Source organism: Methanobrevibacter sp. V74 (assembly GCF_963082495.1).
Lineage (GTDB): Archaea > Methanobacteriota > Methanobacteria > Methanobacteriales > Methanobacteriaceae > Methanocatella.
In genome coordinates this window covers 81054-106617 of the sequence record NZ_CAUJAN010000002.1, presented here as the reverse complement: position 1 = coordinate 106617, position 25564 = coordinate 81054, and the positions used below count along the sequence as shown (strand labels likewise).

General features: G+C 27.6%; 22 protein-coding genes. 16 read left to right on the top strand and 6 right to left on the bottom strand.

Annotated elements, in window-relative coordinates:
• The first annotated feature begins 7 nt into the window (after positions 1–7).
• Entirely contained in the window at positions 8–1357 is a 1350-nt protein-coding gene (locus tag Q9969_RS03170; protein ID WP_305554358.1) for a tetratricopeptide repeat protein, read from the top strand.
• 8 nt (positions 1358–1365) lie between these two features.
• On the opposite strand, the gene Q9969_RS03165 is transcribed toward Q9969_RS03170, so the two are convergent.
• Positions 1366–2325 (bottom strand): tetratricopeptide repeat protein, encoded by a 960-nt coding sequence (locus Q9969_RS03165; RefSeq protein ID WP_305554355.1) that lies wholly within the window; start codon positions 2323–2325, stop codon positions 1366–1368.
• 751 nt (positions 2326–3076) lie between these two features.
• Between Q9969_RS03165 and Q9969_RS03160 the strand changes: the two genes are divergently transcribed.
• Both Q9969_RS03160 and Q9969_RS03155 read left to right on the top strand, forming a co-directional pair.
• A complete protein-coding gene (locus Q9969_RS03160) occupies positions 3077–3880 on the top strand; it encodes an FHA domain-containing protein (RefSeq protein WP_305554352.1) in 804 nt (267 codons plus the stop codon).
• Positions 3881–4148: 268 nt separating this feature from the next.
• On the top strand, positions 4149–5519 hold the full coding sequence (locus Q9969_RS03155) for an MATE family efflux transporter (protein ID WP_305554349.1): 1371 nt from the start codon (positions 4149–4151) through the stop codon (positions 5517–5519).
• Between the two features lie 188 nt (positions 5520–5707).
• Here Q9969_RS03155 and Q9969_RS03150 read toward each other — a convergent pair whose 3' ends face one another.
• On the bottom strand, positions 5708–7513 hold the full coding sequence (locus tag Q9969_RS03150; RefSeq protein WP_305554346.1) for an ABC transporter ATP-binding protein: 1806 nt from the start codon (positions 7511–7513) through the stop codon (positions 5708–5710).
• Positions 7510–9216 (bottom strand): ABC transporter ATP-binding protein, encoded by a 1707-nt coding sequence (locus Q9969_RS03145; protein WP_305554343.1) that lies wholly within the window; start codon positions 9214–9216, stop codon positions 7510–7512. Before Q9969_RS03145 ends, Q9969_RS03150 begins: the two co-directional genes overlap by 4 nt.
• Positions 9217–9475: 259 nt before the next feature.
• Between Q9969_RS03145 and Q9969_RS03140 the strand changes: the two genes are divergently transcribed.
• From Q9969_RS03140 to Q9969_RS03115, 6 genes are all read left to right on the top strand, one after another.
• Entirely contained in the window at positions 9476–10327 is an 852-nt protein-coding gene (locus Q9969_RS03140; RefSeq protein WP_305555002.1) for a DUF1002 domain-containing protein, read from the top strand.
• A gap of 5 nt (positions 10328–10332) precedes the next feature.
• Positions 10333–11190, top strand: a complete 858-nt coding sequence (locus Q9969_RS03135) for a DUF1002 domain-containing protein (RefSeq protein ID WP_305554340.1) — start codon at positions 10333–10335, stop codon at positions 11188–11190.
• 192 nt (positions 11191–11382) lie between these two features.
• Positions 11383–11571, top strand: coding sequence for a hypothetical protein (locus Q9969_RS03130; RefSeq protein ID WP_305554337.1), 189 nt, complete (start codon positions 11383–11385; stop codon positions 11569–11571).
• A gap of 91 nt (positions 11572–11662) precedes the next feature.
• Positions 11663–12292: a zinc-ribbon domain-containing protein gene (locus tag Q9969_RS03125; RefSeq protein ID WP_305554334.1), complete on the top strand. Its 630-nt coding sequence runs from the start codon at positions 11663–11665 to the stop codon at positions 12290–12292.
• 110 nt (positions 12293–12402) lie between these two features.
• Positions 12403–12813, top strand: coding sequence for a helix-turn-helix domain-containing protein (locus Q9969_RS03120; RefSeq protein WP_305553900.1), 411 nt, complete (start codon positions 12403–12405; stop codon positions 12811–12813).
• 80 nt (positions 12814–12893) lie between these two features.
• Positions 12894–13235: a hypothetical protein gene (locus Q9969_RS03115; protein ID WP_305554331.1), complete on the top strand. Its 342-nt coding sequence runs from the start codon at positions 12894–12896 to the stop codon at positions 13233–13235.
• Positions 13236–13553: 318 nt separating this feature from the next.
• Here Q9969_RS03115 and Q9969_RS03110 read toward each other — a convergent pair whose 3' ends face one another.
• Together Q9969_RS03110 and Q9969_RS03105 are read right to left on the bottom strand one after the other, a co-directional pair.
• The gene (locus Q9969_RS03110) at positions 13554–16577 is read right to left on the bottom strand and encodes a C1 family peptidase (protein WP_305554328.1); all 3024 of its coding nucleotides are present in this window, start codon (positions 16575–16577) and stop codon (positions 13554–13556) included.
• Positions 16578–16693: 116 nt separating this feature from the next.
• On the bottom strand, positions 16694–17158 hold the full coding sequence (locus Q9969_RS03105; protein ID WP_305554325.1) for a hypothetical protein: 465 nt from the start codon (positions 17156–17158) through the stop codon (positions 16694–16696).
• 291 nt (positions 17159–17449) lie between these two features.
• On the opposite strand from Q9969_RS03105, the gene Q9969_RS03100 reads away from it, so the two are divergent.
• The 7 genes from Q9969_RS03100 (at position 17450) to Q9969_RS03070 (ending at position 24791) form a co-directional block, all read left to right on the top strand.
• The gene (locus Q9969_RS03100; RefSeq protein ID WP_305554322.1) at positions 17450–18265 is read left to right on the top strand and encodes a hypothetical protein; all 816 of its coding nucleotides are present in this window, start codon (positions 17450–17452) and stop codon (positions 18263–18265) included.
• 481 nt (positions 18266–18746) lie between these two features.
• On the top strand, positions 18747–20831 hold the full coding sequence (locus Q9969_RS03095; protein ID WP_305554320.1) for an Ig-like domain repeat protein: 2085 nt from the start codon (positions 18747–18749) through the stop codon (positions 20829–20831).
• A gap of 301 nt (positions 20832–21132) precedes the next feature.
• Positions 21133–21858, top strand: a complete 726-nt coding sequence (locus tag Q9969_RS03090) for a hypothetical protein (protein WP_305554317.1) — start codon at positions 21133–21135, stop codon at positions 21856–21858.
• A gap of 422 nt (positions 21859–22280) precedes the next feature.
• Positions 22281–23531: an Ig-like domain-containing protein gene (locus Q9969_RS03085; RefSeq protein ID WP_305554314.1), complete on the top strand. Its 1251-nt coding sequence runs from the start codon at positions 22281–22283 to the stop codon at positions 23529–23531.
• A 312-nt stretch (positions 23532–23843) separates the two neighbouring features.
• Complete coding sequence (locus Q9969_RS03080; protein WP_305515729.1) at positions 23844–24431, top strand: acyltransferase; 588 nt, start codon at positions 23844–23846, stop codon at positions 24429–24431.
• 18 nt (positions 24432–24449) lie between these two features.
• Positions 24450–24611, top strand: coding sequence for a rubredoxin (locus Q9969_RS03075; RefSeq protein WP_305515726.1), 162 nt, complete (start codon positions 24450–24452; stop codon positions 24609–24611).
• 60 nt (positions 24612–24671) lie between these two features.
• A complete protein-coding gene (locus tag Q9969_RS03070) occupies positions 24672–24791 on the top strand; it encodes a rubredoxin (RefSeq protein WP_305515724.1) in 120 nt (39 codons plus the stop codon).
• 133 nt (positions 24792–24924) lie between these two features.
• On the opposite strand, the gene Q9969_RS03065 is transcribed toward Q9969_RS03070, so the two are convergent.
• Positions 24925–25524, bottom strand: coding sequence for a YigZ family protein (locus Q9969_RS03065; protein WP_305554312.1), 600 nt, complete (start codon positions 25522–25524; stop codon positions 24925–24927).
• Positions 25525–25564 lie beyond the last annotated feature (40 nt).

Here is a 25564-nt window from a genome sequence, read left to right as displayed (position 1 = left end):
TGGATAAATGGACAGAAAATTATTTAGAATTGCTATTAAACATATTGTCTCTAAAAATTATACTGAGGCCATTGACTATTTAAATCTTATTCTTTCACAGGATAAAAATAATGATGGAGTTCTAGTTTTATTGGGAATATGTCAGATAAAAGCAAAAGAGTTTGAAAATGCATATATGTCATTTAATAAAGCTTTAAAGATTAATGATAAACAGTCTTATGCATGGAGTGGAAAAGCATATTTATTATTTTTAGCTAAAAAGTATGATAAAGCTTTAATTTATTGTAATTTGGCTTTAAAATATTATGGTGAAAATGAAGAAGCATTAATTCTTAAGAAAAATTTAAAGGAAATTCTTTCTAATGGTGATGATAAAATGCTTTCGATAAACAAAAATAAATTCGACATAGATAATATTTTAAATTCATTCAATAATGAAAATTATTCCATTGAAGAAAATGATACTTTAATAGATTTGGATAAAAAAGAAGGATTCACTACCTTTTCAGATTTAAACGATTTTGGAAATATATTCACTAAAAAAAGAGTTAATATGCTAAAAGATAATCAATTAACTGTTGAAGAATATGGGGAAATATTAAACAGAATTAAACAAGCCGGTTCAACTAATTTTAATAAGATAATAAAAGAACACGATATAAATTTATCTGAGATAAGTATTTTTAAAAAAATTAGTATATTGGCGCTGTCCTATGCTGACATTGAATATAAAACCAAAGGGGCTGAATTAGGTAGTTATGCATTCAATATAATCCATGTTGATGATAGGCTGGATGAATCAAATCAAATTTCCACGATTATCCATGAATTAAGTCATCATATTCTCAATGAAATATTTACACAATCCCTGATGTATATCTGGAATAGTGATAAAACAAATGCAATTGAAGCAATTTCTATTTATTGCATTACTAATAATAAATCTTATACTCTTATGAATGAGTATTGTGCTCATACTGTTCAAGGAAGATTTTTACCATTTGGATATCAAAATTACGGGTCTTTCAATATGTTACTTAAAAGATTTGATACTAAAAGAGATAAAAAAAGACTTAAGTATTATCTAATGTTAGGAAATAGTTTTGCTGAGGACATACTTCTGATATTTGAAGATTTAATAACTAAAAATTGGAGAGACGAGATAAAGGAACAATTTAAAAAAGATTTTAATCATCCTCCAAATTATGACGGCATTTTGCTAGAAACTAAGAAAACTCTACCTGTAGAGGATAGGGTTAATAATATTAATAGAATTATTTCAAATGGCATTGTCAGTATTGTTGACAATGGGGATATGAACATGATTAGACAATATAAAAAGGAATATGAAAAGTGATATTTGATTCATTTCATTTTTTGAAGAACACTTAGGATTTCTAACTGATATTCTTTTATTTTATCATGTTCTTTGTTAAATTTTAAAAGTTCAGTAAAACAAGTTAATGACTTGATTAATTCGTTTTTCCTTCTTAAAACCAATCCTTTATTGAATAATGGATAATAATAGTCATTATCTAAGGATAAGCATTTGTCAAAGCAATCAATTGCATTGTCATATTTGCCCATTAAGAATAATGTGCAACCTTTATAGTTTAAAGTATCTATATCATTTTTATTCATGTTTAAGATTTGGTTCATTATTTTCAAAGCTTTATTGATGTTTTCTTTAACCAATAATTCTTTTAAAGCTTGTATTTTCAAATGGTCGACTTCACAGTCTTTAAACATTGGGGTCTTGAATAGGAAGTCATTAAATATGATTGTGTCGATTTCGTCAGTTAATGCATTCACGAAATTTTCACAAGTTGAATCAACGATAATTGCTTGATTAAAACATTCCAGAGCTTTCCAAATCTCGTGGTTATTTTTATAATGCAATCCTCTTTTAATATAACTGTTGGATTCAGCCGAAAAGTTAGTCATGTTTGCTAATGATTTATTAGGCATCAATTCGTAAATCTCATTTTTAAGGATATTTACGATATTTTGCATATTGGGATCAATTTCAATAGCTAAATCATAATATATTAGGGACTGATCGTATTCTTTTTTATTTTTAGCTATTATGCCTTTATTAATTAATGCAGAGGAGTTTTTTTCAATGTCTAATGATTTATTAAAGTATTTTTCAGCTTCTTCAAGTTTGTTTAACTTGATTAATGCAAATCCTTTACCATTAATCACATTAATATTTTCAGGTTCAATTTTTAATATATCATCAAATATCTTCAAAGCTTTAAGGGCATCATTCGATATTAACTCTAGAGCTTCATCGATTTCTTTTTTTATGTATCTCTTTGACATATTAATCTAATACTTCTTTTATAATCGAGTTGTATTAAGTCATATAAACTATTCTATTGTAAAGTAAAATATTTCATCAAGAAAATGCGTCATAAATAAATGCATTATTTGAATTATGGATGTCCCACACACTTTCTATGTCTGATATAATTACATTACGGTAGTTTTCATTAAATATCTCAATTAGTAAATTCTTATTTACTAGACACATGTTATTTTTGAGTTGTATACTATTTAATTATTATGTTTAAATATTCAATTTGCACTTACGACAAGAATGGGCGGTGGCTGCCAAATAGGTTTTTACTGGAATGTTGATTTTATATTGGTATTTTGTAACATCAAATTCAATTGCCATGTGGGTTTTGATTTCCTGAGGCATGGTCTGTTAAATGAGGATGTATCTATTGATTTTGATGTCTATTTCGTTTTATATTGGAAATTGTTATTTTAATGTTTCAATGGAGAAATATATTCATATGAAATCAACAGCAAATCAGTATCCGTGCCGCAATAGCTAATCTATTTGATCATTATTAAAATTTCTTTTAAATGCATTTGAATCGGCAGTATTCAATATTGGAAATACGCAACAAAATGTTGTAAGTTTAACCTTTAAAATCAATTTAAATCAACTATAACGGCAATTAAATGAATAATAAATTTTAAAATGACTTATCGCAAAAAACCAATACCAAAATTATTAAATATTAATTAAAAAATATTATTAAATACATAAGGGGAATTATTTATGGCAGACATCAAAACCATCAAAACAATGATAGTTGATTTATCGGACTCAAATTTAATATCCGTAAAATTAGCGGCAGTTAATAACGAAGTTCGATTTTCAATATTGGAAATCTTAAGGGATTTCAAGAAAGTAAATATTAAGGAAGACCATTCATTTAAAAAAGACCTATTGTATTCACGAGAAATAAATAACATACTTTTAAACAATTATAATATTGACATTACTCCTCAAATGCTGGGTCAACATTTAAAACAGCTTCTTGCCGCTGATTTAATTGAAGAGTCTTATATTAAAAAAGAGGTTCCAAATAAAATCGGTTTAAGGAATGTTAAAGTTTATTCTTTAAAAGAAGATGCATTTAAAGATTTATTTTTGGAAATAACCTTTTTATCAGATGAATTATTGTCATTTTTTGATTTATATAAAGTTAATCAGAAATATAATGACGGCGAACATTGTGTTTTAACAATATTCAATGGAATAGATAAGGGTAAAACATTTAAAGTTCATAAAGATGAAACTATCTTAATCGGAAGAAAAGGTAATTTTGGACATAATGAATTATCTTCATTTACAATTCTTTTAGACAATAGCTATTCTGCTGTTTCAAATGTATCTAAACCACATTTAAAATTATTTTATAAAACTGACGGATGGTATATTCTCGATGAAGGGAGTTCTAATGGCACATTCATCTCAGATAAGGAAGTTCCAAAGGGAATTCCAACTAAATTAAATTCAAACTCCTTTTTAAAATTATCCAAAGGCAATGGTGGAGCAGTTATCTACTGTTCATTTTAATTAGGGTTATCCGTGGAAAATAAATATGGTAATGGAAAAGTTTCATTCTCTTCCCCAATTAAGAGGTTTTCTCATCTTTGAATGCATTTGACCACAGGATTGTAAATTCAGCATTGCCTGAGCCAAAAGATTCACATCAACATATTATGTATATTTTTCATATTTATGCCTTAAGGTAATGACTCATATTCATATTCATATTCATTAGTATTGTCTACAAGAACTTTCATTAATTTTTAAATATTTTAAATATTTTGTTTTCCAATATATGTCTATGCAAAAAAATGAGAATATCAATTTAATAACCGGCAATCCTAGAAGGGCAATTAACAAATTAGCTTTTCCAACTATAGTTTCAATGCTTTTGATGTTTTTCAATAATTTAATTGATAGTTTTTGGGTTGCAGGTATTAATTCTGATGCTTTAGCTGCATTAGGTTTTATTTCTCCATTATATTTGGTTATTATAGGTCTCGGCACAGGTATTGGTGCCGGTGCAAATTCTTTGATTTCAAGATATGTTGGTGGGGACAAATTAGAAGATGCAAATAATGCAGTCATCCACTCAATAATTTTGACAGTTATTATTTCAGTCATTGTTTTAATTATAGGCATATTCTTTCTAGAGGATATGGTGGTGTTATTAGGTGCAGAAAGTGTTAAGTCATATTGTCTAAGTTATGGCCAAATCATATTTTTGATGAACATTGCATTTTTAGCACCTAATGTAACTGCAAGTATATTTAGGGGGGAAGGTGATGTTAGCCGTGCAACAAACCCATTAATTTTAACGGCTGTTTTAAATATGATTCTGGATCCGATTTTAATATATGCTTTAAACTTAGGCATTTTTGGAGCAGGACTTGCAACGGTATTAGCTTCATTTACAGGATATCTTTGGATGCTTTATTGGATTTATATTAAAAAAGACACCTTTTTCAAATTCAAGCTCAGATATTACAAACGCAAGCTTGAAATATATAAGGAAATACTTGTTGTATCGCTTCCTGCAGCTACAGAAGAGATTATATTTGCATTGGTTGCAATAATTCTAAATTATTTGATTATCATGACCTCTGGAGTGAATGAAGTTGCATCATTTACAATAGCTTGGAGATTTATCTCAGTTGCCTTTTTGCCATGCATGGCAATAGGAATTGCAACAATCACTGTTTCAGGAATCGCTTATGGAGCTCGAAACTGGAGAAATTTCAATGAAACGGTTAAATACTCAACATTGCTAAGTTTAGCGATAACACTGATAATTTCAGCATTCTTTTTTATTTTTGCTTATCCGATTTGTGACGTATTTAACTTTCAGGCAAGTAATCCTGCATTGGTTGACAGATCTGCTCAGATTCTCCAATTGCTTGTGTTCTATAATTTTTTAATACCTTTGGGAGCAACAGCGGCTTATACTTATCAGGGTGTTGGTTCTGGATTTAAGTCATTAGCTTTGACAATTTTAAGAGAGCTAATTTTAAGCATGGCCTTTGCTTATATTCTGGGAATAACCTTGGACATGGGAATATTTGGAGTTTATTTAGGAGCAATCATTGGAATGAATATAGGTTCTGTAATCGGTTTTGTTTTCATTTGGATTTTCAATATTAAATTTAAAAGAATAGTTAAAGCTTAATTAATAATAAAATATGCTTAAAATGAGGTGTTAATATGACTAAAGGATGTGAGGATATTCTGGAGCTTTAGGATATATTTTAGAAGCAGATTATCTTACAGGTCAAGTTATTTCACCAAACGGCGGATTTGTTTTACAATAGATTCTAAATATGGTTTAAATTATTTTAAACCATTAATTTTCTTTTTTCAAATTAGATTTTCATCTGATTGAGTATTTAATGTATTGTAGTAGTATCCTTTTTTAGCCAGTAATTCCTCATGCCTGCCTTGTTCTATAATTTCACCATTTTCAATAACAATTATCTTGTCTGCATTTTTAATTGTTGATAGTCTGTGAGCAATAATAAAACTTGTACGATTTTCCATTAACTTGTCCATGGCTTTTTGAATTAATTCTTCAGTTCTTGTATCAACACTGGATGTTGCTTCATCTAAAATTAAAACTTGCTTTTTAGAGAGAATTGTTCTTGCTATTGTAAGCAATTGTTTTTGTCCATGGGATATATTGTCCGAATCTTCATTTAGCTCTGTTTTATAGCCATCCGGAAGCTGCTTAATAAAATTATCAGCATAGACCTGTTTGGATGCATCGATGATTTCTTCTTTACTTGCATCTAATTTGCCATATTGGATATTTTTTTCAATAGTGTCTGAAAATAGCCATGAGTCCTGCAGAACCATTCCAATAAGTGATCTTAAGCTATTTTTATCATATTCTTCAATATTGACTCCATCAATTTTAATCTCGCCTTTGCCAATATCATAGAATCTCATTAATAATTTGACAATGGTTGTTTTACCGGCACCGGTTTCACCAACAATAGCTATTTTATCTCCTTTTTTAACATTAAATGATAAATTTTTAATGATAGTTTCATTTGGATTATATCCAAAGCTAACGTTTTCAAAGGTAATTTCTTCTTTAATTTCTTTAATCTGTTTTGATGATGGGTTTTCCTCATCTCCAAATTCTAAAAATTCAAAAATACGCTCAATTGCAGCCATTGCAGTTTGTATAAGATTCATGACTCTTGTGATTTGTTGGATAGGTCTTGTGAAATTTTGAACATATTGGAAGAATGCTAAAATATCTCCGACTGCGATGGCCTTTTGAAGTACAAGTACTGCACCTAAAATAGCTATTATGACATAGGCAAAATTGGAGATAAAGTTCATTAAAGGTCCATTGAGACTGGAATAAAACTGAGATTTCCATTCCTGGTCAAACCACATGTCATTGTCCTGGTTGAATTTTTCAATTGACTCTTCTTCCTGGTTAAATGCACGTATAATATCATGGCCTGTGAATGTTTCTTCAATTTGAGCATTAAGTGATCCTTTAAAGACCAATTGCTTTAAAAAATAACTTTGTGAATGTTTTGTAATGAGTCTGATTACTAAAAATGATATTGGAACGAGTATTATTGTTGCTAATGTCATCCAAATATTTATGGATAACATCATTAAAAACACACCAACAATAGTAATTATTGCAGTTAACATCTGAAGGAAAGCTTGAGTAATGCCATTTTGTAAAGAGTCTACATCATTTGTTATTCTTGACAATATGTCTCCTCTTTTGTTTTCATCGAGACTATCCATTGGTAGGTGAGTTATTTTTTCCATTAATCTTTTTCTTAAGTTATAACTAATGTTGGTTGAAATTTCAACAATAAAATAACTTTGCATGTAACTAAATAGAGAACTGACAATATATAAGATTACTGCAATGGTTAAAAGGTTAATCAAGCTTGAAAAATCAATAGTGCCCGTATGGTGCATTAAATTGTTAATTCCGTTATATATTATTGTTGTTGCTTTACCTATTAATAATGGAGCAATTATGCTGAATAATGTTGAAATAACTGCGCAAACCACTGTTATGATTAATTTTAATTTATAATTGGCCAACAATCCAATAATGTTTTTAATTGCCTTTTTATTATCAACCGCCTTTTCAGGAGGTCTTCTTTTAATTGGAGGCGGGCTCATAGTTGCACCTCCATACTGTCAATTTGAGTGTTTACAATTTCACGATAGATGTCACAGCTTTCAGCTAATTTATTATGTGTTCCCCTATCTGCTATCTCGCCATTGTCAAGTACAATTATCTCATCAGCATCCATAATTGTTGATATTCTTTGTGAAACAATTAAAACTGAAGAATCTTTTAATTTAGACAGATTATCTTTTACTTTACGTTCGGTATTCATATCAAGTGCAGAAAAACAATCATCAAACAGATAAAAGTCATGTTTGCCGATGATGGATCTAGCTATTGATAAGCGTTGTTTTTGTCCGCCTGAGAAGTTGGATCCTCCTTGGGAGACTTCCTCATCGAGACTTTTAACAAAATCCACTTGTGCTAGATGCAGTGCATTTTCAATTTCGCTGTCGGTTGCATTGCTCCTGCCAGTCTGCATATTGGATTTGATAGTTCCCTGGAATAATATTGCCTTTTGGGGTGTAAAACTGATTTTATTCCTTAATGTTTTTAGATTAAAATTTTTAATATTCTCTCCATTAATTAAAATTTCACCAGAGCTTGGATCTTGCAGGCGAGGTATTAAATTAAGAATTGTTGATTTTCCGCTACCGGTTCCGCCGATAATTGCAGTTGTTTTGCCGGGTTTTAAGCTAAAATTAATGTCTTTCAATGTTTCCTTTTCACTTCCAGGATATTTATATGAAACATTTTTAAATTCAATAATTGAATTGTCATCAATATCTGTTTTATCTCCATCAGTTATTGTTATTTTGGTATTGAGCACTTCACTTACACGCCTTCCAGAAACAAGTATTCTTGGAAGCATTATTATAAATCCTCCAATCATTAAGAATGAAGATACGATTTGGGTTGAATACTGGATAAATGCTATTATGTCTCCTGTGAGGATTCCTCCACTTATGGCATCATATGCTCCAAAGTATAATATTAAAACAGTCATTAGATTCAAGATCAAGGTCATTAATGGAGTCATTATCATGATATTTCGGTAAACATAAAGGTTAACATTTAAAAAGTCGCTGTTTACTTTTTCAAATTTATTTTGTTCATAGTCTTGTCTAACATATGCTTTAATAACAGGCATTCCAATAAGGATTTCTCTAGATACTCTGTTAATTTTATCAATAATCTCCTGAGTTATTTTAAAGTAAGGCAGTACTCTTACAACAATGATTAATAAAAGAAGAACAATTGCTATGAATGTTACTAAAATAATCCATGATAAGTCAGTTTCAAGTTCAAATGCTTTTATTATGCCTCCAACTCCCAATAGGGGAGCAAATAAAAGTGTGGTAAAAATCATTCCTAAAACATTTTGCAGTTGGTTGATGTCATTTGTTGATCGGGTTATTAAAGAAGACCTTGATATTTTGTTTAATTCATGATTTGAGAATTTTAAAACTGTTGAATATACTATTTTCCTTAAATCTTTTGCATATCCAGATGATACTCTACTTGAAAAATATGATACTCCAACTGTCGCTAAGGCTGAAACTGCAACCATTAAAAGCATTATTTTTCCAATATCAAGGATATATTGAATATCTGTATTTTGAATTCCAATATTTACTATATTTGCAGTATACTGAGGTAATGTTAAATCACAATACACCTGAATCAGCAAAAGTCCAAAAATAATAAGGATTTGCGGAATTCTACTTTTCATTGGTTTTAATAATTTTCTCATGTAATCCTCTTGAAATGATTATTTTATAAGTAAATATTACTTTTTTCATATATTAAGATTTATTATTGCCTATGGGATTTGTTTATTTTTTTTAATTTCAAAACTTAAATAATATGAATAATTTTTAAACTAATATATTATATTTTATAATTTTCATCCATATCTAAAATTTTATTAATTATTGTCTAAAAAATGAAACATTTAAATACTACACTGACTAACCTTAAATAAGAATTTGTAAGAGGTGATAAAATTGCGTATGATATTTGTTGCACTTGTTGCTTTGATTATTATTGGCATTTTAATTCCTATAGGATTTTCAAGCGATTCCGATTCAGTCGTAATTACTTATGGTGAAGCTACTCGATTAAATCCAGAATATAAGGAAGCGGTTAATAATTATTTTAAAGAAAATGCGAATGTTGATGTTGTAGATACTAATAATAAAGTCTTCACGGCAAAAAATGTCAATGATCTGTATAATTCTTTTACAAATCAAAGTTACTCAATAGATCAAATATGCTCTGCCTGTCTTGTTGATTTAAGTGAATGCAACGAACTTAAAGTCATAGTTGATTCATCTAAAGTTACAGTAGTTACAAGTGATATGTATGAATTGGCTCTTAGATCAGCAGGTATAACTAAAGGGGTTGTTTACATAACCAGTCCGGCAAATATAACTGGAGAAAATTCAATTTCTGAAGTTTTAAACTCTTATGAATCTGTAACAAATATTGAAATGCCTATGAATGTTAAAACAGCAGCTAATCGTGAAATATATACACAATCTAAAATTGTTGAAAATTCAGATATCTCAGCTGAAAATTTAACTCAATTGGTAAGTGCAGTTAAATATGAAGTAAGCGCAGAAAACATAACTGATCACGCTGAAATAGTGAAAATAATTAATAAGAATTGTGAAATAAATAATTTCAATATTTCAGATAATGATGTTGAAAGCCTTGCAAGTACAATAGAAGATGTACATTCAGCACAGAAAGATGCAAAAGATTATGAATTCGAACTTTCAAAATTTTTTTCTGGAAGTAAACGTAATGGCGAATGCTCAATAAATGACATAATAAATAAGGTTAATCTATTTAAGAGGTGATAATTATGAAAAAGATTACTATAGCAATATTGGCTTTGATTATATTAGGTATGTTAATGCCAGCCGGATTTTCAACAGATTCTAATCTTGTAATAACTTATGGTGAAACCACTAATGCAAATAGCAATTATAAATCTGATGTGGATTCGTTTTTCGTTAAACAATCAAATGTGGATTTGAATAATGTGGTAACAAAAGTAATTACTGCTAATCAGGTAAATCAAGTTTCAAGCGGTATTACAGGGAAGTCTTACTCTTCAAATCAAATCCTTTCATCTGCATTTCTAGATTTAAATGACAACGATAATTTAGAGGTAACTGTGGATAAATCAAAAATCACAACAATAACTGGAGATATGTATATTTCAGCTTTAAAATCTGCTGGAATTACAAGGGGACATGTTTATGTAACAAGTCCGGTTTCAGCTACTGGGGAATCCGCTCTTGCAGGAATCATGAATGCTTATGAAGAAGCAACAAATCTTGAAATTCCGGATAATGTAAAAAAAGCCGCAAGCGATGAAATATACACACAAGGAGAAATTGTTGAAAACTCAGGAGTAGATGCTAATGAATTATCTGCCTTGGTTGACCAGGTAAAAGAAGAGGTAGCTAATGATAATGTAACGGATCATGATTCTATTGTCAATATTATTAATAATCATGTTCAAAACAATAACATTAACATTACTAATACTGATATAGAGAACTTGGCAGACAGTATTGAGCAAGTACAAAATGTACAAGGTGATGTTAATCACTACAAAAGTCAATTGGGTAGTTTATTAAACAGTACTTCTGATAGTGGATTTTCACTTGATGGTTTATTGAATTGGTTTAAATCCTTTGTTAATGGAATTTAAATCAATTTTTTCTTTTTTTTGTAATGTTATTTTTACATATTTGGTGAATATATATAATAAAAAACTTACTGTGACGATTTTGATGATAATGAATCTGATTTTAACTACTCAGACTTTGATTATCTAAAACATAAACAAGGGCATTCTAAAACATCATCTTGTGTTAAAACAACATCATCTTCAGCTCCAACTATGATTCATGACTATCTAAAGGAACTTGGTTCAAATTCAAATCCAATTATAAGCCAATTAAACAATTCAACCGATGTTAATAAAACATCAACAGATAATCAAACAATTGAAGAAGCCCCTGAATCAGGGGATGTAGATATTTTACTGCTAATCGCACTATTTGTAATTGGTTTATTTATAATACTTTAGGATTGTAATTTTCTTTTAGAGAATTACAATTCTATTTTTTTTTGAAAAGTTTTTTAATATCTTATTCCCAATATATTAATAAGGTGATTATATGGATATTATAAGACATTGTCCTAATTGTGGATTTGAAGTGGATGAGGATACTGAGTTCTGTTCTGAATGTGGTTTTGATTTAAATAACAAAATACCTAGTCATGAACATATTAAAGAAGATAAATCTTTTTTTGATAATTTAAATGAAAGAACAAACTTTTCAATAATCGTATTTTCATTTGTAATATTTGGGGTATTTCTATTTGCAGGATCATTTGTTTGGTCATCATTTATGGAAAAGGGGTCAATAGATTTTATTACTTATCTTCTATTGACAATTGTGTTTTCAGTATTCTTTGGTGCTATTTTTGTGGGATATTATGGATGCAGGGATAAATCTTATGTTGTTCCCAACTTTTCTGTGTATCTGGGAAGTATTTTTGCAGTGGTCTCATGCGGAATTGGTTTAATATTTACATTTTTAATGGGAATTTTTTCTCTTTTAAGTCATGTTTTCTCATCTGGTGGCAGTAATTTATATGGCAGTACATATCAATCTACTACTCCAACATACGCACCATCTATAGATTTAAGTGGTGTATTTAAAATAATATTATTTATTTTATTAATTCCTGTTGCTGCTTATCTTGGTGTTTATTTAGGATATATATTAAAAGAAAATCTGTAATATTAATATTTTCTTTTTTTTATTCATTTTCAGATTGACTATTGATAAATATTTTTATATTATAGTTTTGGACAAAAAATATTTATATTAAATGTGACTAAAAGATTAATATGAGTAGGAATGCTTATATTAACAAAAAAATCCCACTTTCTAAAATTCATGAAGTTAAAGCTGATTTAAAACATTATATAGAATTTTATGAAAAAATTACATTCATTGAAGACATTTATGCTGGTGAAACAGTAAAATATGCAATAGAAAAACGTGGGAAAACAATTCCAACAGGCCATGCATGGTTAAAAGCTTGGAATGAAGAAGGATTTGATGGATTACTTAGAAAAGAAGGATCTGGACGAAAAACAAAATTATCAGAAAAACAATTTGAAGAACTAAAAGAGAACATTATAAAAAAACAATTAACAAGCGTTAGAGAAGTAAAACACGAAATAATCGAAGAATTTGGCGTTACTTATAGTGATAGACAAATTAGGCGGATAATGAAAAATTTAGGCTTCGGATAATGGAAAACCCTATATTATTCCTGCTGAAGCACCAGAAGATGCTTCAGAACAACTAAAAAAAAACACAAAAGAAAATAGATTTGAAAAAAGATATATTAGTATTCGCAGATCAAACAGCAGTGCAAAATAAAGATAATACAAGCCGATTATACTATTTATTAGGAACAAAAAAAAATAGACAGACAAAAATAACTACGAGAATAAAATTAAACGCAAATGGATACCAAGCAGTAAATGGCAATTCATTAATCTTATTTCAACCAAATACACGCACATTTGAGGAAATAAAATCATTAATACAGCTTAAAATTGTCAATTGTGAAAATAAAAATTTAATATTAGAACTTAAAAATATTTTAGCAGATACGAAATTAGATGAAACTGAAATATATAATCAACTAAAATCTGAAAACACAATTTAACTCATCAAAAAATGAATTTAAAGAATTTATAGCAAACAATAATAGTTCTGAAGAAATAATTTTTAGTAAAAATAAAAAATAAAGCAAATAAATTAAATTCTGAAAAGCACACAAACATAGGATTATAAATAATGATTGATATTATAAAAATTGGATTAAAAAATTCATCAACCTTAACTAAAAAATTTTTTGTCCAAAACTATAAACAAGAAAATAAATAAAAAATTTAAATATGAAAAAATTTTTCAAAAAAAAATCAAAAAATTAATTTTGGCGGACACCCTTAATAAACAAATTTAATAAACAAGGATTTAATCCTTATTTAACTTTCACATAACTTGAAACTGTAGTTAAACCATAAGTTGATTTTACAGTATACTTTTTACCCTTTTTAAGGGTTTTAATAACTGATTTACTAAGTTTTAAAGTAGTTATCCCTTTTGAATTGGTTTTAACATGATAAATATTATTATTAAGTATAATAGTTACTTTTTTAGATTTAAGTGCTTTTTTACCTTTTAAGGTGATCTTAATTTTAAAGGATTTAGCAATCTTTTTAACATTAACATTACTTACTTTTAAAACTTGTTTGATTTTTAGGGTATTAGATATTTTACAGCCTGCATACTCGCTTGTTACTTTATAAGTTTTAGGTGCAAGTGTAACTTTAATGTATGAATAACCATTTTTATCAGTTTTAACATTATATACGGTGTTTCCAATAGTTACTCTAATACTTTGGCCTGAAACTGCTTTACCATTAGTATCTAATGCACGAACTTTAAATTTAGATCCATCTGTATAATACATTTGAATGTTTGATGCAGATAATCTTGATTTAACGGTTGCAGTTTTTGTAATGGTTTCTTTATTTATTGGATTTACAATAGTTACCTTATATACTCCAACAGCCAAATTAGAAAGCATTGCTATGCCTAATTCATTAGTGGATGTTGTATAATTTTTACCATCAACAATAAAGTTAACCTTTGCATTTTTAAGTAATTGTCCATCTACATCATAAAATGTTGCATTAAATGAATTATTATTACCGTAGTAAGTGTTAAAATCATTAGATTTTATACTAGACTTATCAGTTAAAGTGTATACTTTTATACATGCTGTTGATGGGCCAAAAGGGGTTTCATTTTTTAAATTGTTCCATTCTCCATTTATATAGAGAAATGAAGTATTATCTTTATAAACTTCTCTTGAATGTAATAAAATAGGTAATGTTGAACTTTCAAAAACTACTTCAAAAACATCCTCTTTTTTTATTGGAACATATTCATTTAATGGAATTGTATGATAACCTCTATAAGGGCTTATGCCTTTTTGAGTTAATTTTAACTGACCATTCACTGAAATATTCATAGTGTAGTTTTGAATGTCTTCAAAGTAAGTTCCAACTGCAGCAATTAAATCATCATCAATTGCTTTAAATATATTTTTATATAATACATTTGGAGATTCTAACACTTTGGAATTAAGTAAAATGAGAGTTCCTCCAACATCATATTGATAATTTTTAGTATAATTAGCAGTGTTTTCTAAAATATATGCAAGGGAATTAGTAAAACCTAAAGATGTATCATAATATGAAAGATAAAAATAACCTCCATCACCCCAAGATTTACCCCAACTATTTTTTACAATAAATGCACCATCACTAGGTGGTTTAATATTGAAATTTTCCTTTTTGAAATTATCATCCCATCCAACAATTGATACAGCATGATTTGAAGGTGCCGTACCATTATAATATTGTGCAAAAGTCTTTGGATTGTACTCTGGTGAATCGTGAATAGCATTATAATTAATAGTTACAGAACCATAATTTAACAATGTTTGTTTAATATCCTTTAACCAATTTTCATCATTCACGCTTTTTCGTGGAGCTATGAATTTAACATCTTTAATGTGGATTTTAGCATCTGTAGTCATCATTAATGAAATTTTACCAAGCTCATCATATGCATCATCTTCATTTGAAACCACACCTAACCAACTAAGTACATATAGTGCTGCGTTTTCAGACATTCCTCCTTCAAATAAATTAGCAGATCCTAAAATAGAATATGCTAAAGCACTGTTTTGTATATTATTTTCTGATAGAACATATCTTAAACCTGTAGCCTTAAGTATTGCAGATTCAAGTGCACCTGTAGCACCAAATGTCCAACATGAAGCCATATCACCTTGATTTTTAACTGGACTTACCCATCCAAAATCACGTAAATCAAATTTACTTGGAAGGTTTGTAATACTAATAGTATTATTTAAAAGTGTAATTTGAAGTCCCTCTTCCTCAATTAGTGAAATATAATTTGTTTGATTTAATGTACAATTATCTGTTGTGAAATTATTGTTTTCTGAAATATTTAGTATATTTCCAAATACTTCATATAATGCTTCTTTGTTTTCATTGAAATAGGAATTTTTAATGGTTAAATTATTTCCATAAGAATATATTGCACCATAAACCTCTTCATTACCATTTCCGGTTAAATTTAGATTATCAAGAGTAATATTTGAAAATGCAACATATATTACACTACCATATGCCGGAATATAGTCTGAACAATATAGTTTATTATTTGTAAAATTAGAATTAGAAATTGTAATATTTTTTAGCGTGGATAAATATATTGCACCACCATCATATATTGCATTATTATTTATAAATTCAGAATTTTCAACAGTTAAATTTCCACCAAGTACCATTATAGCAGCACCAAATCCTGCACTACAATTATTGAATTTAGAATTATTTAAAAAAACATGACCTCCCTGTAATTTAGTCCACCCTATAGCATCTGCATATATTGCTCCACCATCATTTGTTGAGGAGGTATTTGTAAATGTACAATTTTCTATAATTGCATAATCGCTTTCCTTAAGACCAATTACACCTGCTGTAAATAATGCTCTAAGATTAGTGAAATTTGTATTTACAATGGTTGTTTTAGTTTTACTGTGAATTGCAGTAGAATAATTAGATGTAGTATTATAGAAATTACTGTTTATAATGGTTATAGGTTCTGTTCCCATTGAATATATAAAAGCCCAATTAATAGGATTATTTGAGTTAAATGTTCCATTATTAACATATAACTTAGAAGAATAAGTGTAGATTGCAGCACCTTGTTCTGATGAAGTATCAATATATCTATCATTAGTTGATGCATAATTTCCATATACAATTACAGCAGATCCTCCATATGAAGAGGAAGAATTAGTATAATTAGAATTTAAACTTATAATTGTGCTGTTTCTAGAGTAAATATCTCCACCAAAATTTAATGCCGTATTTTTATTAAATGAAGAATCTATTATATCCACATTAGAATTTTCAGCATGTATGGCTCCACCTTGATTTGATGCATTATTATTTGTAAATCTAACATTTATTAAAGTTATATTAGAGTTTTCTATTTTAATAGCTCCTACCCCGTGAGTTAAAATAAGGTTTTTAATAGTGACTTTAGCTGAATTTTTAATTGAAAAAATACCTGCTGAAAATCACTTCCACTAATTTGATAGTTATTTCCATTAATTTCAAATTCATCTTTTTTTTCAATAAATAAAACATTAGCACTGTCTGTATTATTTTTATATTTGTAATTTTTATCTAAACTTACAACACTATTATCATTGATTTGGGTTTGTAAATCATTATAAGACCCATCTTCATCCTCTTTTAGAATATTACTTGATGTATCATCATTTGTTGTTAGAATGTTGTCCGTAGTATTTCCAGTTGTTACACCAATATTTTCATCCATATCTGAAGTTTCATATATGTGTGTAGCATCACTAACAGGAGTTGAATCATCATTATCAGTTATACTACCACTAGCTGATACGATACCTATTGTTAAAAATAGAATGAAAATTAGAACTATATACTTATAATATTTCATATCATTTCGTCTCCATTTAATTTTAATAATTCTCCAATTTTTATTTTAAACATATATTTTTTGTAGAAAATGATTTTAAAAGTATACTATAAAAAAAAATTATTTATTACTTTTGGATTGTACACTATAATATTTAACCTGATATTATATAAATATTTAAGGCTCTTTCAAAAACTGGCTCTTTCAAAAACTTTGTTGATTTGAAATTTTTTGATGAAAATTAGTTTGGAATTTTTAATTTTGTCTAAAAATAGTTAAATTTAATAAATAGGTGGAGTAAAAGTTTTTATTATGCCTAATAAAAAAATAAATACTCCAAATAGTATTTTAGATGTTAAACAATATATATTTTGTGATTTTAATGATGGATTTGTCCTTTCAGATCCTCGTTTTGTGAAAATTTTTAAATCCTGTCAAAAGGCTCTGAAATCTTTTGATTTGAGTTTTAAGAAGGATGTTCCGTATTTTAAAATGAGTTTAGCTCGATGCCCTCATTGTGGAACTCGTCATGTAGTTAAATATGGTTTTACAAAAAGAACATTAGTATTTAAAGAAATAGGCAAAACTAAGGTGAAAGTTCAGCGTTATATTTGTAAACGTTGTGGTAAAACCTTTCAAACTGATTTAACAAGTCTTGTTGATAAAAACAGTAATTTTACGAATGAATTGAAAAGTAAATCAGAGCATTTAATTTCAGATTATCTGGGAAGCTTGAAAAATGTTTGTAAATCTTTTAAAAAATTCTTTGGAATAACAGTTTCACATCAAACGATTGAAAATTGGCTTTTTGTTGATGAAAACATTTTAGAATTTGATTTAGGTCGTTGCTCGGGATATTATGTCTTTGATGTAGAATGGATAAAAATCAATGGAGAATGGAAATATCGACACACCTTACTTGATTCAATTTCAAATTGCATCGTAGCCGATGCAATTTACGATACTGAAGATGAAAACACTGTTGAGAAGTTTTTAAGAGAATCTACAGTAAATAAAAATAAAATTGCAATCACAACAGATTTAGATAAAAAATATGCCTCAATTATACCAAAACTAGGTTTTAAACACCAATTATGTATTTTCCATACTAAAAAAAGTTTAAAATAAACAATTAAAAACTTTTAAAGATAAAAATCTCATTTCTGACGAAGAATATCAAGAATGCCGCAAACAACTGAAAATAATCAAAGATTTATTCGATTTAAATGATTACGATGAATTCAAAAATGAAGTACAATCTTTAATTTATCGCAAAGATGATTTTCATCCAGTTATTTACAAAATAATCAGAAAATCAATCACTCCTCGATATAAAAGCTTTATTCATCACTTAAAAGATAAACGAATTGAAAAAACAAGTAACAAAATTGAAAATGCCTTCCAAAAAACAATGCCAAAATCTAGAAAAAGAACATTCAAGACCAAACGAGGTGTTTTAAAACGAATCTATCGCAGAGATTTAATTTGGAATGACAATCGCAAAAAGGATTTTGAAAATCAACAAAGTTTTTGAAAGAGTCATGAATATTATTAAAGACAAATTTATATAAAACATTTACTATAAGTTTAGATTATAGGGGTTTTAATAATGAAATTAAAAAATATATATTTTTTTATTAGTATATTTTTAATAATAATTATTTCATTAACAAGTGTTGTTTATGCAACTGATAACCATACAACTAACAATTGTGTTTGTATAAATCCTAAAATTGAAATAAATGAATATTATAATGAAATAACACTAATAGAAAAAAATCAAGAAAATATAAAAAATAAGAATTTAGATAATATCGTAACGAACCAAACTTTTCATGATTACTTTGATGAGAAGGGGTTATTAAAAGAGGATGTAGCATCTGGAGCAACCTTAGACTTTCAGGGAAAATTCATAGCAAATGAAAATGAATCATTTATAATAAATATAACAAAACCAATAAATATAATTTCAACAACCCATGATGCATACATTGATATGAACACGACTGCTGGAAATTATTTTGGAGAATATGTGGGGAATAGTTTTGCTATTCATAATGGGGGTTCTGGAACAAACGTATCTGGAATCAAATTTCATAATACGCAATTATGGTTAGCAAACACAAATTATGTGACTCTAAATAATATTAGTGTCATTGTCGAAAATCAAAGAGTGGGATCTGGTGTTGGTGTTATAGCAATTCGTGAAAATTCAACCTATATCACAGTGAGAAATAGTTATTTTTCAACACAAAATAACGGAGGTTCTAGTTCGTTAGTTCTTTCATGGGCAAATTATTGTACAATAGACAATAATACAATAAGGGGAATTGGATTTGCAGGTAATATACTATATTTAAATCATTATAATGTATTTATTCCAGAGGGGATAAAATTTAACATTTACAATAACATTACAAATAATAGAATTTATGGTACTGATCCACCATCTGGTATTTGCATACCTTTAAAAGTATTTGGATGGTATAATTTAATTGAAAATAATACAGTTGATTATATTGGGGATAGTGGAATTAATTCAGGAATATCTGGAATTGTTAGAAATAATATTTTAACAAGATCCGCTTCCATATGCATTGATGAAAATTCAACTGGATATAATAATAAAATAATTGGTGGAAATCTTATTGTTGATAAAACTGGAACTGCACATAACAATACTGCAAACAAATTAATACTTCAAGGTATCGCATATAACAATATTGTAAATGAATTATATGTTTATGAGGGTATTGCATATAACAATACTATTAATAAAAATGCAACATTAAGTAATGGAACACTTAATAAATGTATAATAAAGAATAATCTTTTACTTGGGTCTATGAATCTCGTTAAAAATTCAACAATTAAAGGCAATATTACAATAAACGAAGAACTGGGAAATAATAATTTAATTTCTAATATTATTTTCGGTTCTATTACATTATATTCATCTTCAAAAAATAGCATTATTAATAATAATATCACTACAACACAAAATTATACAATAATTTTGTTAAGAAATTCTAAAAATAATATAATTAGGGATAATTTATTAATTAGTGCTAATAGTAATTCAGATGCATCAGTTAGCTTTTCTGATAATTCAAATATTGTAACCCATAATTATCCGATTGGACCCAATAATAGTTTAATTGTACTTAATACCACATTAACCGGAACAAACATAGGAATGTACTACAATGACATACAACAGTATCAAGTAAAATTAACAGATTCCAACAACAAGCCATTACCAAACGAAACAATTAAAATAAAATTCAACGGAAAAACAACAACCTTGCAGACAGACAAAAATGGAGTCGCGATAATTAATATAGAACTAAAAAAGATAGGAACACATGAAATCATAGCAAAATATGAAGGAACAATAAAACACAACAAAAGCACAACAACCAACAAAATTCAAATCATAAACCCATTTACAAAAAACATAAACATGAGCATGTACTACCAAGAGAAAATAAACTATAAAATCCAGATAATAGGAAAAAACAACAAACCAATAAAAGCCGACGAAACAATAATATTCAAAATTAACAAAAAAACAATAAAAACAAAAACAAACAAAAACGGATATGCAACAATAAAACTAACTCTAAAACCTGGAAAATACTCTAAAACCTGGAAAATACACAATTCCAATAACAACAATATACAAAAATTATAAAACAATAAACCAAATAAAAATAAAACCAACCCTAATAACAAAAAACATAATAAAAAAGAAAACAAAAACAATAAAATTCACAGCAAAACTCATAAACACAAAAGGAAAACCACAAACAAACAAAAAAATCAAATTCAAAATCAAAAGAAAAACATACACAGCAAAAACAAACAAAAAAGGATATGCAACAGTAAAAATAACAAACCTAAAAACAGGAAAACACAAAATAACAACAACATACCAAAAACAAAAAACAACCAACAAAATAACAATAAAAAAATAGAAGAAAAATGGTGCTAAAATGAAATTTAAAAATATATGTTTTATACTTATTTCTTTAATAATATTAATAACGTTAACAAGTGTTGTTTATGCAAATGATGATAATGCAACTAACAATAATAATTTAATTAAATCTCAAATAGAAATTAATCAAATGGAAAATATTGATGAAATTAAAATATTAGAAAATAAGAATAATGCAAGAAAAGATAATATAGATCAAAACACCATATTAAATTTAAATGAAACACAAAGAAATAATTTAGATTATATTGTAACAAACCAAACTTTTCATGATTACTTTGATGAGAATGGGTTATTAAAAGAGGATGTAGCATCTGGAGCAACCTTAGACTTCCAGGGAAAATTCATAGCAAATGAAAATGAATCATTTATAATGAATATAACAAAACCAATAAATATAATTTCAACAACCCATGATGCATACATTGATATGAACACAACTGCCCAAGGTAAAAATGCTGAAATCCCCGGAAATCATATTACCATCTGCAGAGAAGGATTTTCAACAAATATCACTGGAATCACATTCCATAACTCCCAAATATATCTAAACAATACCAGTTATATTACATTAAACAATATCAGTGTAATTGTTGAAAATCAAAGAATAGGTTATAGTGTCATATCAATTTTTGATAATTCGACACACATCACAATTAAAGACAATTATTTTTTTACAAAAAAAATTTTTATGGAACATATACATTGTTTCTTAATATGACAAACAATTGCATTATACATAATAATACATTTGAACTGGATGACAATGCAGACAGTCCAATATATTTATATTATGATTCTGAAGTTTATGATTCATCAAATTACAATTTTAATAATAATATTACAAATAACAAATTTTTTGCTGATGAATCTCAATTAGGAAAAACAATTATAATGGTAAATGGGCATAATACTTTAGTTGAAAACAATACTGCTATTGATTTTCATAACCCTAAAATATGTTGTATTAATAGTATTATACGCAACAATATATTAAATAATGGAGAAATAACTGCAATATCTTCCATTATATATAATAATACAATAGAAAATCTAATAATTCTTAATAAATCAGAAGCTTATAATAATACATTAAATGATTTATTTGTTAGTGAAAGCATAGTTTATAATACAACAATTAACATGTTAGAATTAAATGGGAATGAGTATAATGCAACAGCTTACAATTGTTTTATAAAAAAAGGAGTTAAAATTAATAGTTTTCATTGTTCATTAAAAAATTCTACCATACTAGGTAATATAAGCTTTGGAAATGGTGGTTTTCATAATCTAAAATTTAATAATATTTCAGGCAATCTAGAAAATAAACATTTCAATATCTGGGAAATTAATATAACAAACAACAATATTACTGGAAAAATAACATTAAACTATGATGCTTTTAATATTAGAATAATAAACAATTTTATTAATTCCACAGAAAAATATACAATTATATTATCTGATACAGCCCAAAATAATATAATTAGGGATAATTTATTAATTAGTGTTAATAGTAATTCAGATGCATCAGTTAGCTTTTCTGATAATTCAAATATTGTAACCCATAATTATCCGATTGGAAATAATAGTTTAATTGTACTTAATACCACATTAACCGGAACAAACATAGGAATGTACTACAATGACATACAACAGTATCAAGTAAAATTAACAGATTCCAACAACAAGCCATTACCAAACGAAACAATTAAAATAAAATTCAACGGAAAAACAACAACCTTGCAGACAAACGAAAATGGGGTTGTGGTAATTAATATAGAGCTAAAAAAGATAGGAACACATGAAATCATAGCAAAATATGAAGGAACAATAAAACACAACAAAAGCACAACAACCAATAAAATTCAAATCATAAACCCATTTACAAAAAACATAAACATGAGCATGTACTACCAAGAGAAAATAAACTATAAAATCCAGATAATAGGAAAAAATAACAAACCAATTAAAGCCGACGAGAGAATAATATTCAAAATTAACAAAAAAACAATAAAAACAAAAACAAACAAAAACGGATATGCAACAATAAAACTAACTCTAAAACCTGGAAAATACACAATAACAACAATATACAAAAATTATAAAACAATAAACCAAATAAAAATAAAACCAACCCTAATAACAAAAAACATAATAAAAAAGAAAACAAAAACAATAAAATTTTACACAGCAAAACTCATAAACACAAAAGGAAAACCACAAACAAACAAAAAAATCAAATTCAAAATCAAAAGAAAAACATACACAGCAAAAACAAACAAAAAAGGATATGCAACAGTAAAAATAACAAACCTAAAAACAGGAAAACACAAAATAACAACAACATACCAAAAACAAAAAACAACCAACAAAATAACAATAAAAAAATAGGAATCTTCAAACCAGTTAATATATATACTAATTAACAACATATATGATCTCATTAACAAATTAAATTTGATTAAATGAAGGTTTGATAATATGGTTAGATTTTCACAAACTCTTGATGATAAACAATCCAAAAATAGAGAAAATCCATATGATGATAAGTATCGTATGCACTCTCAAGAACCTCAGCCAGCACCTAGAACAGTTTACCGTCAACGTGAGGTTACACCAGAACAAGATAATTTCTATACTCATCCTCCAAGAGAAGAGCCAACTGAAATTATTTATGAAAGGCCTCAAATAGAAAGAGAATCTATTCAACGGGATTACTCAAAACCAGAGTTAGATTTTCCAAAAAATCAAAATATTCAGTTTGGTGTTGAATATTCTCCAAACTCAAAACCGCCAGTGATTGGTAAAAACTACACAATTAGGTCAAATTCCATTATTTATAATGATGTAATTATTGGAGATAATTTCAGAACAGGACATAATGTTGTTATCCGTGAAAACACCAATATTGGGGATGATGTTTTAATTGGAACTAATACTGTTATTGAAGGAGATGTGATTATTGGAAATGATGTCAGCATTCAATCTAATGTATATATTCCAACTAACTCTATAATTGAAGATAATGTGTTTATTGGACCTTGTGCTTGTTTTACTAATGATAAATATCCTGTAAGGATTAATTATGAACTTCAAGGACCTAAAGTCAGACGAGGAGCTTCAATAGGGGGCAACACTACATTTTTATCTAATGTTGAAGTTGGAGAAGGTTCTATTGTTGCTGCTGGAGCTATTGTAATTCATTCTGTTCCACCATTTTATTTAGCTATTGGAACACCTGCTCGTATTAAACCACTTCCAGATCACTTAAAAGTTCCTAATAGATTCTAAAGGTTTGGAGATTATACTATGGCTAAATATAAATGTAAAATTTGCGGTTATGTTTTTGATGAAGACGATATTGAAGAAGGATTGAATATTCCTGCCGGAACTAAATTTGATGATTTGCCCTCTTCTTTTAAATGTCCAAAATGTAAAATGCCTAAGGCGATGTTTGAAAAAATTGATTAGTTTTATATATAACTAATTATATATTTACTAGTATTGAAAAATTTTAAGGAGATTGTTATTATGGCAAAATTTAGATGTAAATTATGCGGTTTTGTAACTGATGAGTTTGATGAACTTCCAGCAGATTACAAATGCCCTATGTGCGGTGCAACTGCTGACATGTTTGAAAAAATCGAATAAATATAATTTCACATGACTTATTTTTGCAAAGTTTGTGTTTCGTTTTAGATTAAGACGGATTGCCTAAAAATTGTGTATGTTCGTTTGTGGGATATCCATAACAAATTTAGAAGAACCGTAAGTTCTTCATTTTTTAAATTTTTTCTAAAAATTGTTTATTTTTAAAATCAACTCTTATTTTACCAGAATATTTCTCAAATATTTTCCTAATGTCTCTATTATCTTTTGATATGACATCATATCTTACAGTATCTGAGTAATCTTTATCAATATTTTCAAGGGAATTATTTCTAACTTCCATATCAACTAATTTAATATCTGAATATTCAAAAATAAGTTCATAAACATCATATTGCTCAATTTCAACAATTTCAACTTCCTTAATTGCTTCTAAAACTGATTTTGAATATGCTCTTACAAGTCCGCCAGCACCCAGTTTGATTCCACCAAAATATCTTGTAACAATTATGGTGATATTGTGCAGTTCATTTTTTCTTAAAACATTAATCATTGGTTTGCCTGCAGTTCCACCAGGTTCCCCATCATCATCAAATCCTTCTCCATCTTCAACAATATAAGCAGTACAATTATGGGTAGCATCATTATATTTCTGGTTTAATTTCCGAATAATTTCTTTTGACTCTTTTTTATTTTTCGTTGGATAAACAGAACATATGAACTGTGATTTTTTAATGTTTATTTCACTTTGCACAGGTTTTTTAATAGTTTTCATTATATCAATATATTTATATATTTTATTAAACATATTAAAC

Bases quoted from the DNA above. Each gene is read 5' to 3' on its own strand.
- Q9969_RS03170 (WP_305554358.1), top strand. From the start codon at position 8: ATGGACAGAAAATTATTTAGAATTGCTATTAAACATATTGTCTCTAAA.
- Q9969_RS03165 (WP_305554355.1), bottom strand. From the start codon at position 2,325: ATGTCAAAGAGATACATAAAAAAAGAAATCGATGAAGCTCTAGAGTTA.
- Q9969_RS03160 (WP_305554352.1), top strand. From the start codon at position 3,077: ATGGCAGACATCAAAACCATCAAAACAATGATAGTTGATTTATCGGAC.
- Q9969_RS03155 (WP_305554349.1), top strand. From the start codon at position 4,149: ATGTCTATGCAAAAAAATGAGAATATCAATTTAATAACCGGCAATCCT.
- Q9969_RS03150 (WP_305554346.1), bottom strand. From the start codon at position 7,513: ATGAGCCCGCCTCCAATTAAAAGAAGACCTCCTGAAAAGGCGGTTGAT.
- Q9969_RS03145 (WP_305554343.1), bottom strand. From the start codon at position 9,216: ATGAGAAAATTATTAAAACCAATGAAAAGTAGAATTCCGCAAATCCTT.
- Q9969_RS03140 (WP_305555002.1), top strand. From the start codon at position 9,476: ATGATATTTGTTGCACTTGTTGCTTTGATTATTATTGGCATTTTAATT.
- Q9969_RS03135 (WP_305554340.1), top strand. From the start codon at position 10,333: ATGAAAAAGATTACTATAGCAATATTGGCTTTGATTATATTAGGTATG.
- Q9969_RS03130 (WP_305554337.1), top strand. From the start codon at position 11,383: ATGATTCATGACTATCTAAAGGAACTTGGTTCAAATTCAAATCCAATT.
- Q9969_RS03125 (WP_305554334.1), top strand. From the start codon at position 11,663: ATGGATATTATAAGACATTGTCCTAATTGTGGATTTGAAGTGGATGAG.
- Q9969_RS03120 (WP_305553900.1), top strand. From the start codon at position 12,403: ATGAGTAGGAATGCTTATATTAACAAAAAAATCCCACTTTCTAAAATT.
- Q9969_RS03105 (WP_305554325.1), bottom strand. From the start codon at position 17,158: ATGAAATATTATAAGTATATAGTTCTAATTTTCATTCTATTTTTAACA.
- Q9969_RS03100 (WP_305554322.1), top strand. From the start codon at position 17,450: ATGCCTAATAAAAAAATAAATACTCCAAATAGTATTTTAGATGTTAAA.
- Q9969_RS03095 (WP_305554320.1), top strand. From the start codon at position 18,747: ATGAAATTAAAAAATATATATTTTTTTATTAGTATATTTTTAATAATA.
- Q9969_RS03090 (WP_305554317.1), top strand. From the start codon at position 21,133: ATGAAATTTAAAAATATATGTTTTATACTTATTTCTTTAATAATATTA.
- Q9969_RS03085 (WP_305554314.1), top strand. From the start codon at position 22,281: ATGTTAGAATTAAATGGGAATGAGTATAATGCAACAGCTTACAATTGT.
- Q9969_RS03075 (WP_305515726.1), top strand. From the start codon at position 24,450: ATGGCTAAATATAAATGTAAAATTTGCGGTTATGTTTTTGATGAAGAC.
- Q9969_RS03070 (WP_305515724.1), top strand. From the start codon at position 24,672: ATGGCAAAATTTAGATGTAAATTATGCGGTTTTGTAACTGATGAGTTT.
- Q9969_RS03065 (WP_305554312.1), bottom strand. From the start codon at position 25,524: ATGAAAACTATTAAAAAACCTGTGCAAAGTGAAATAAACATTAAAAAA.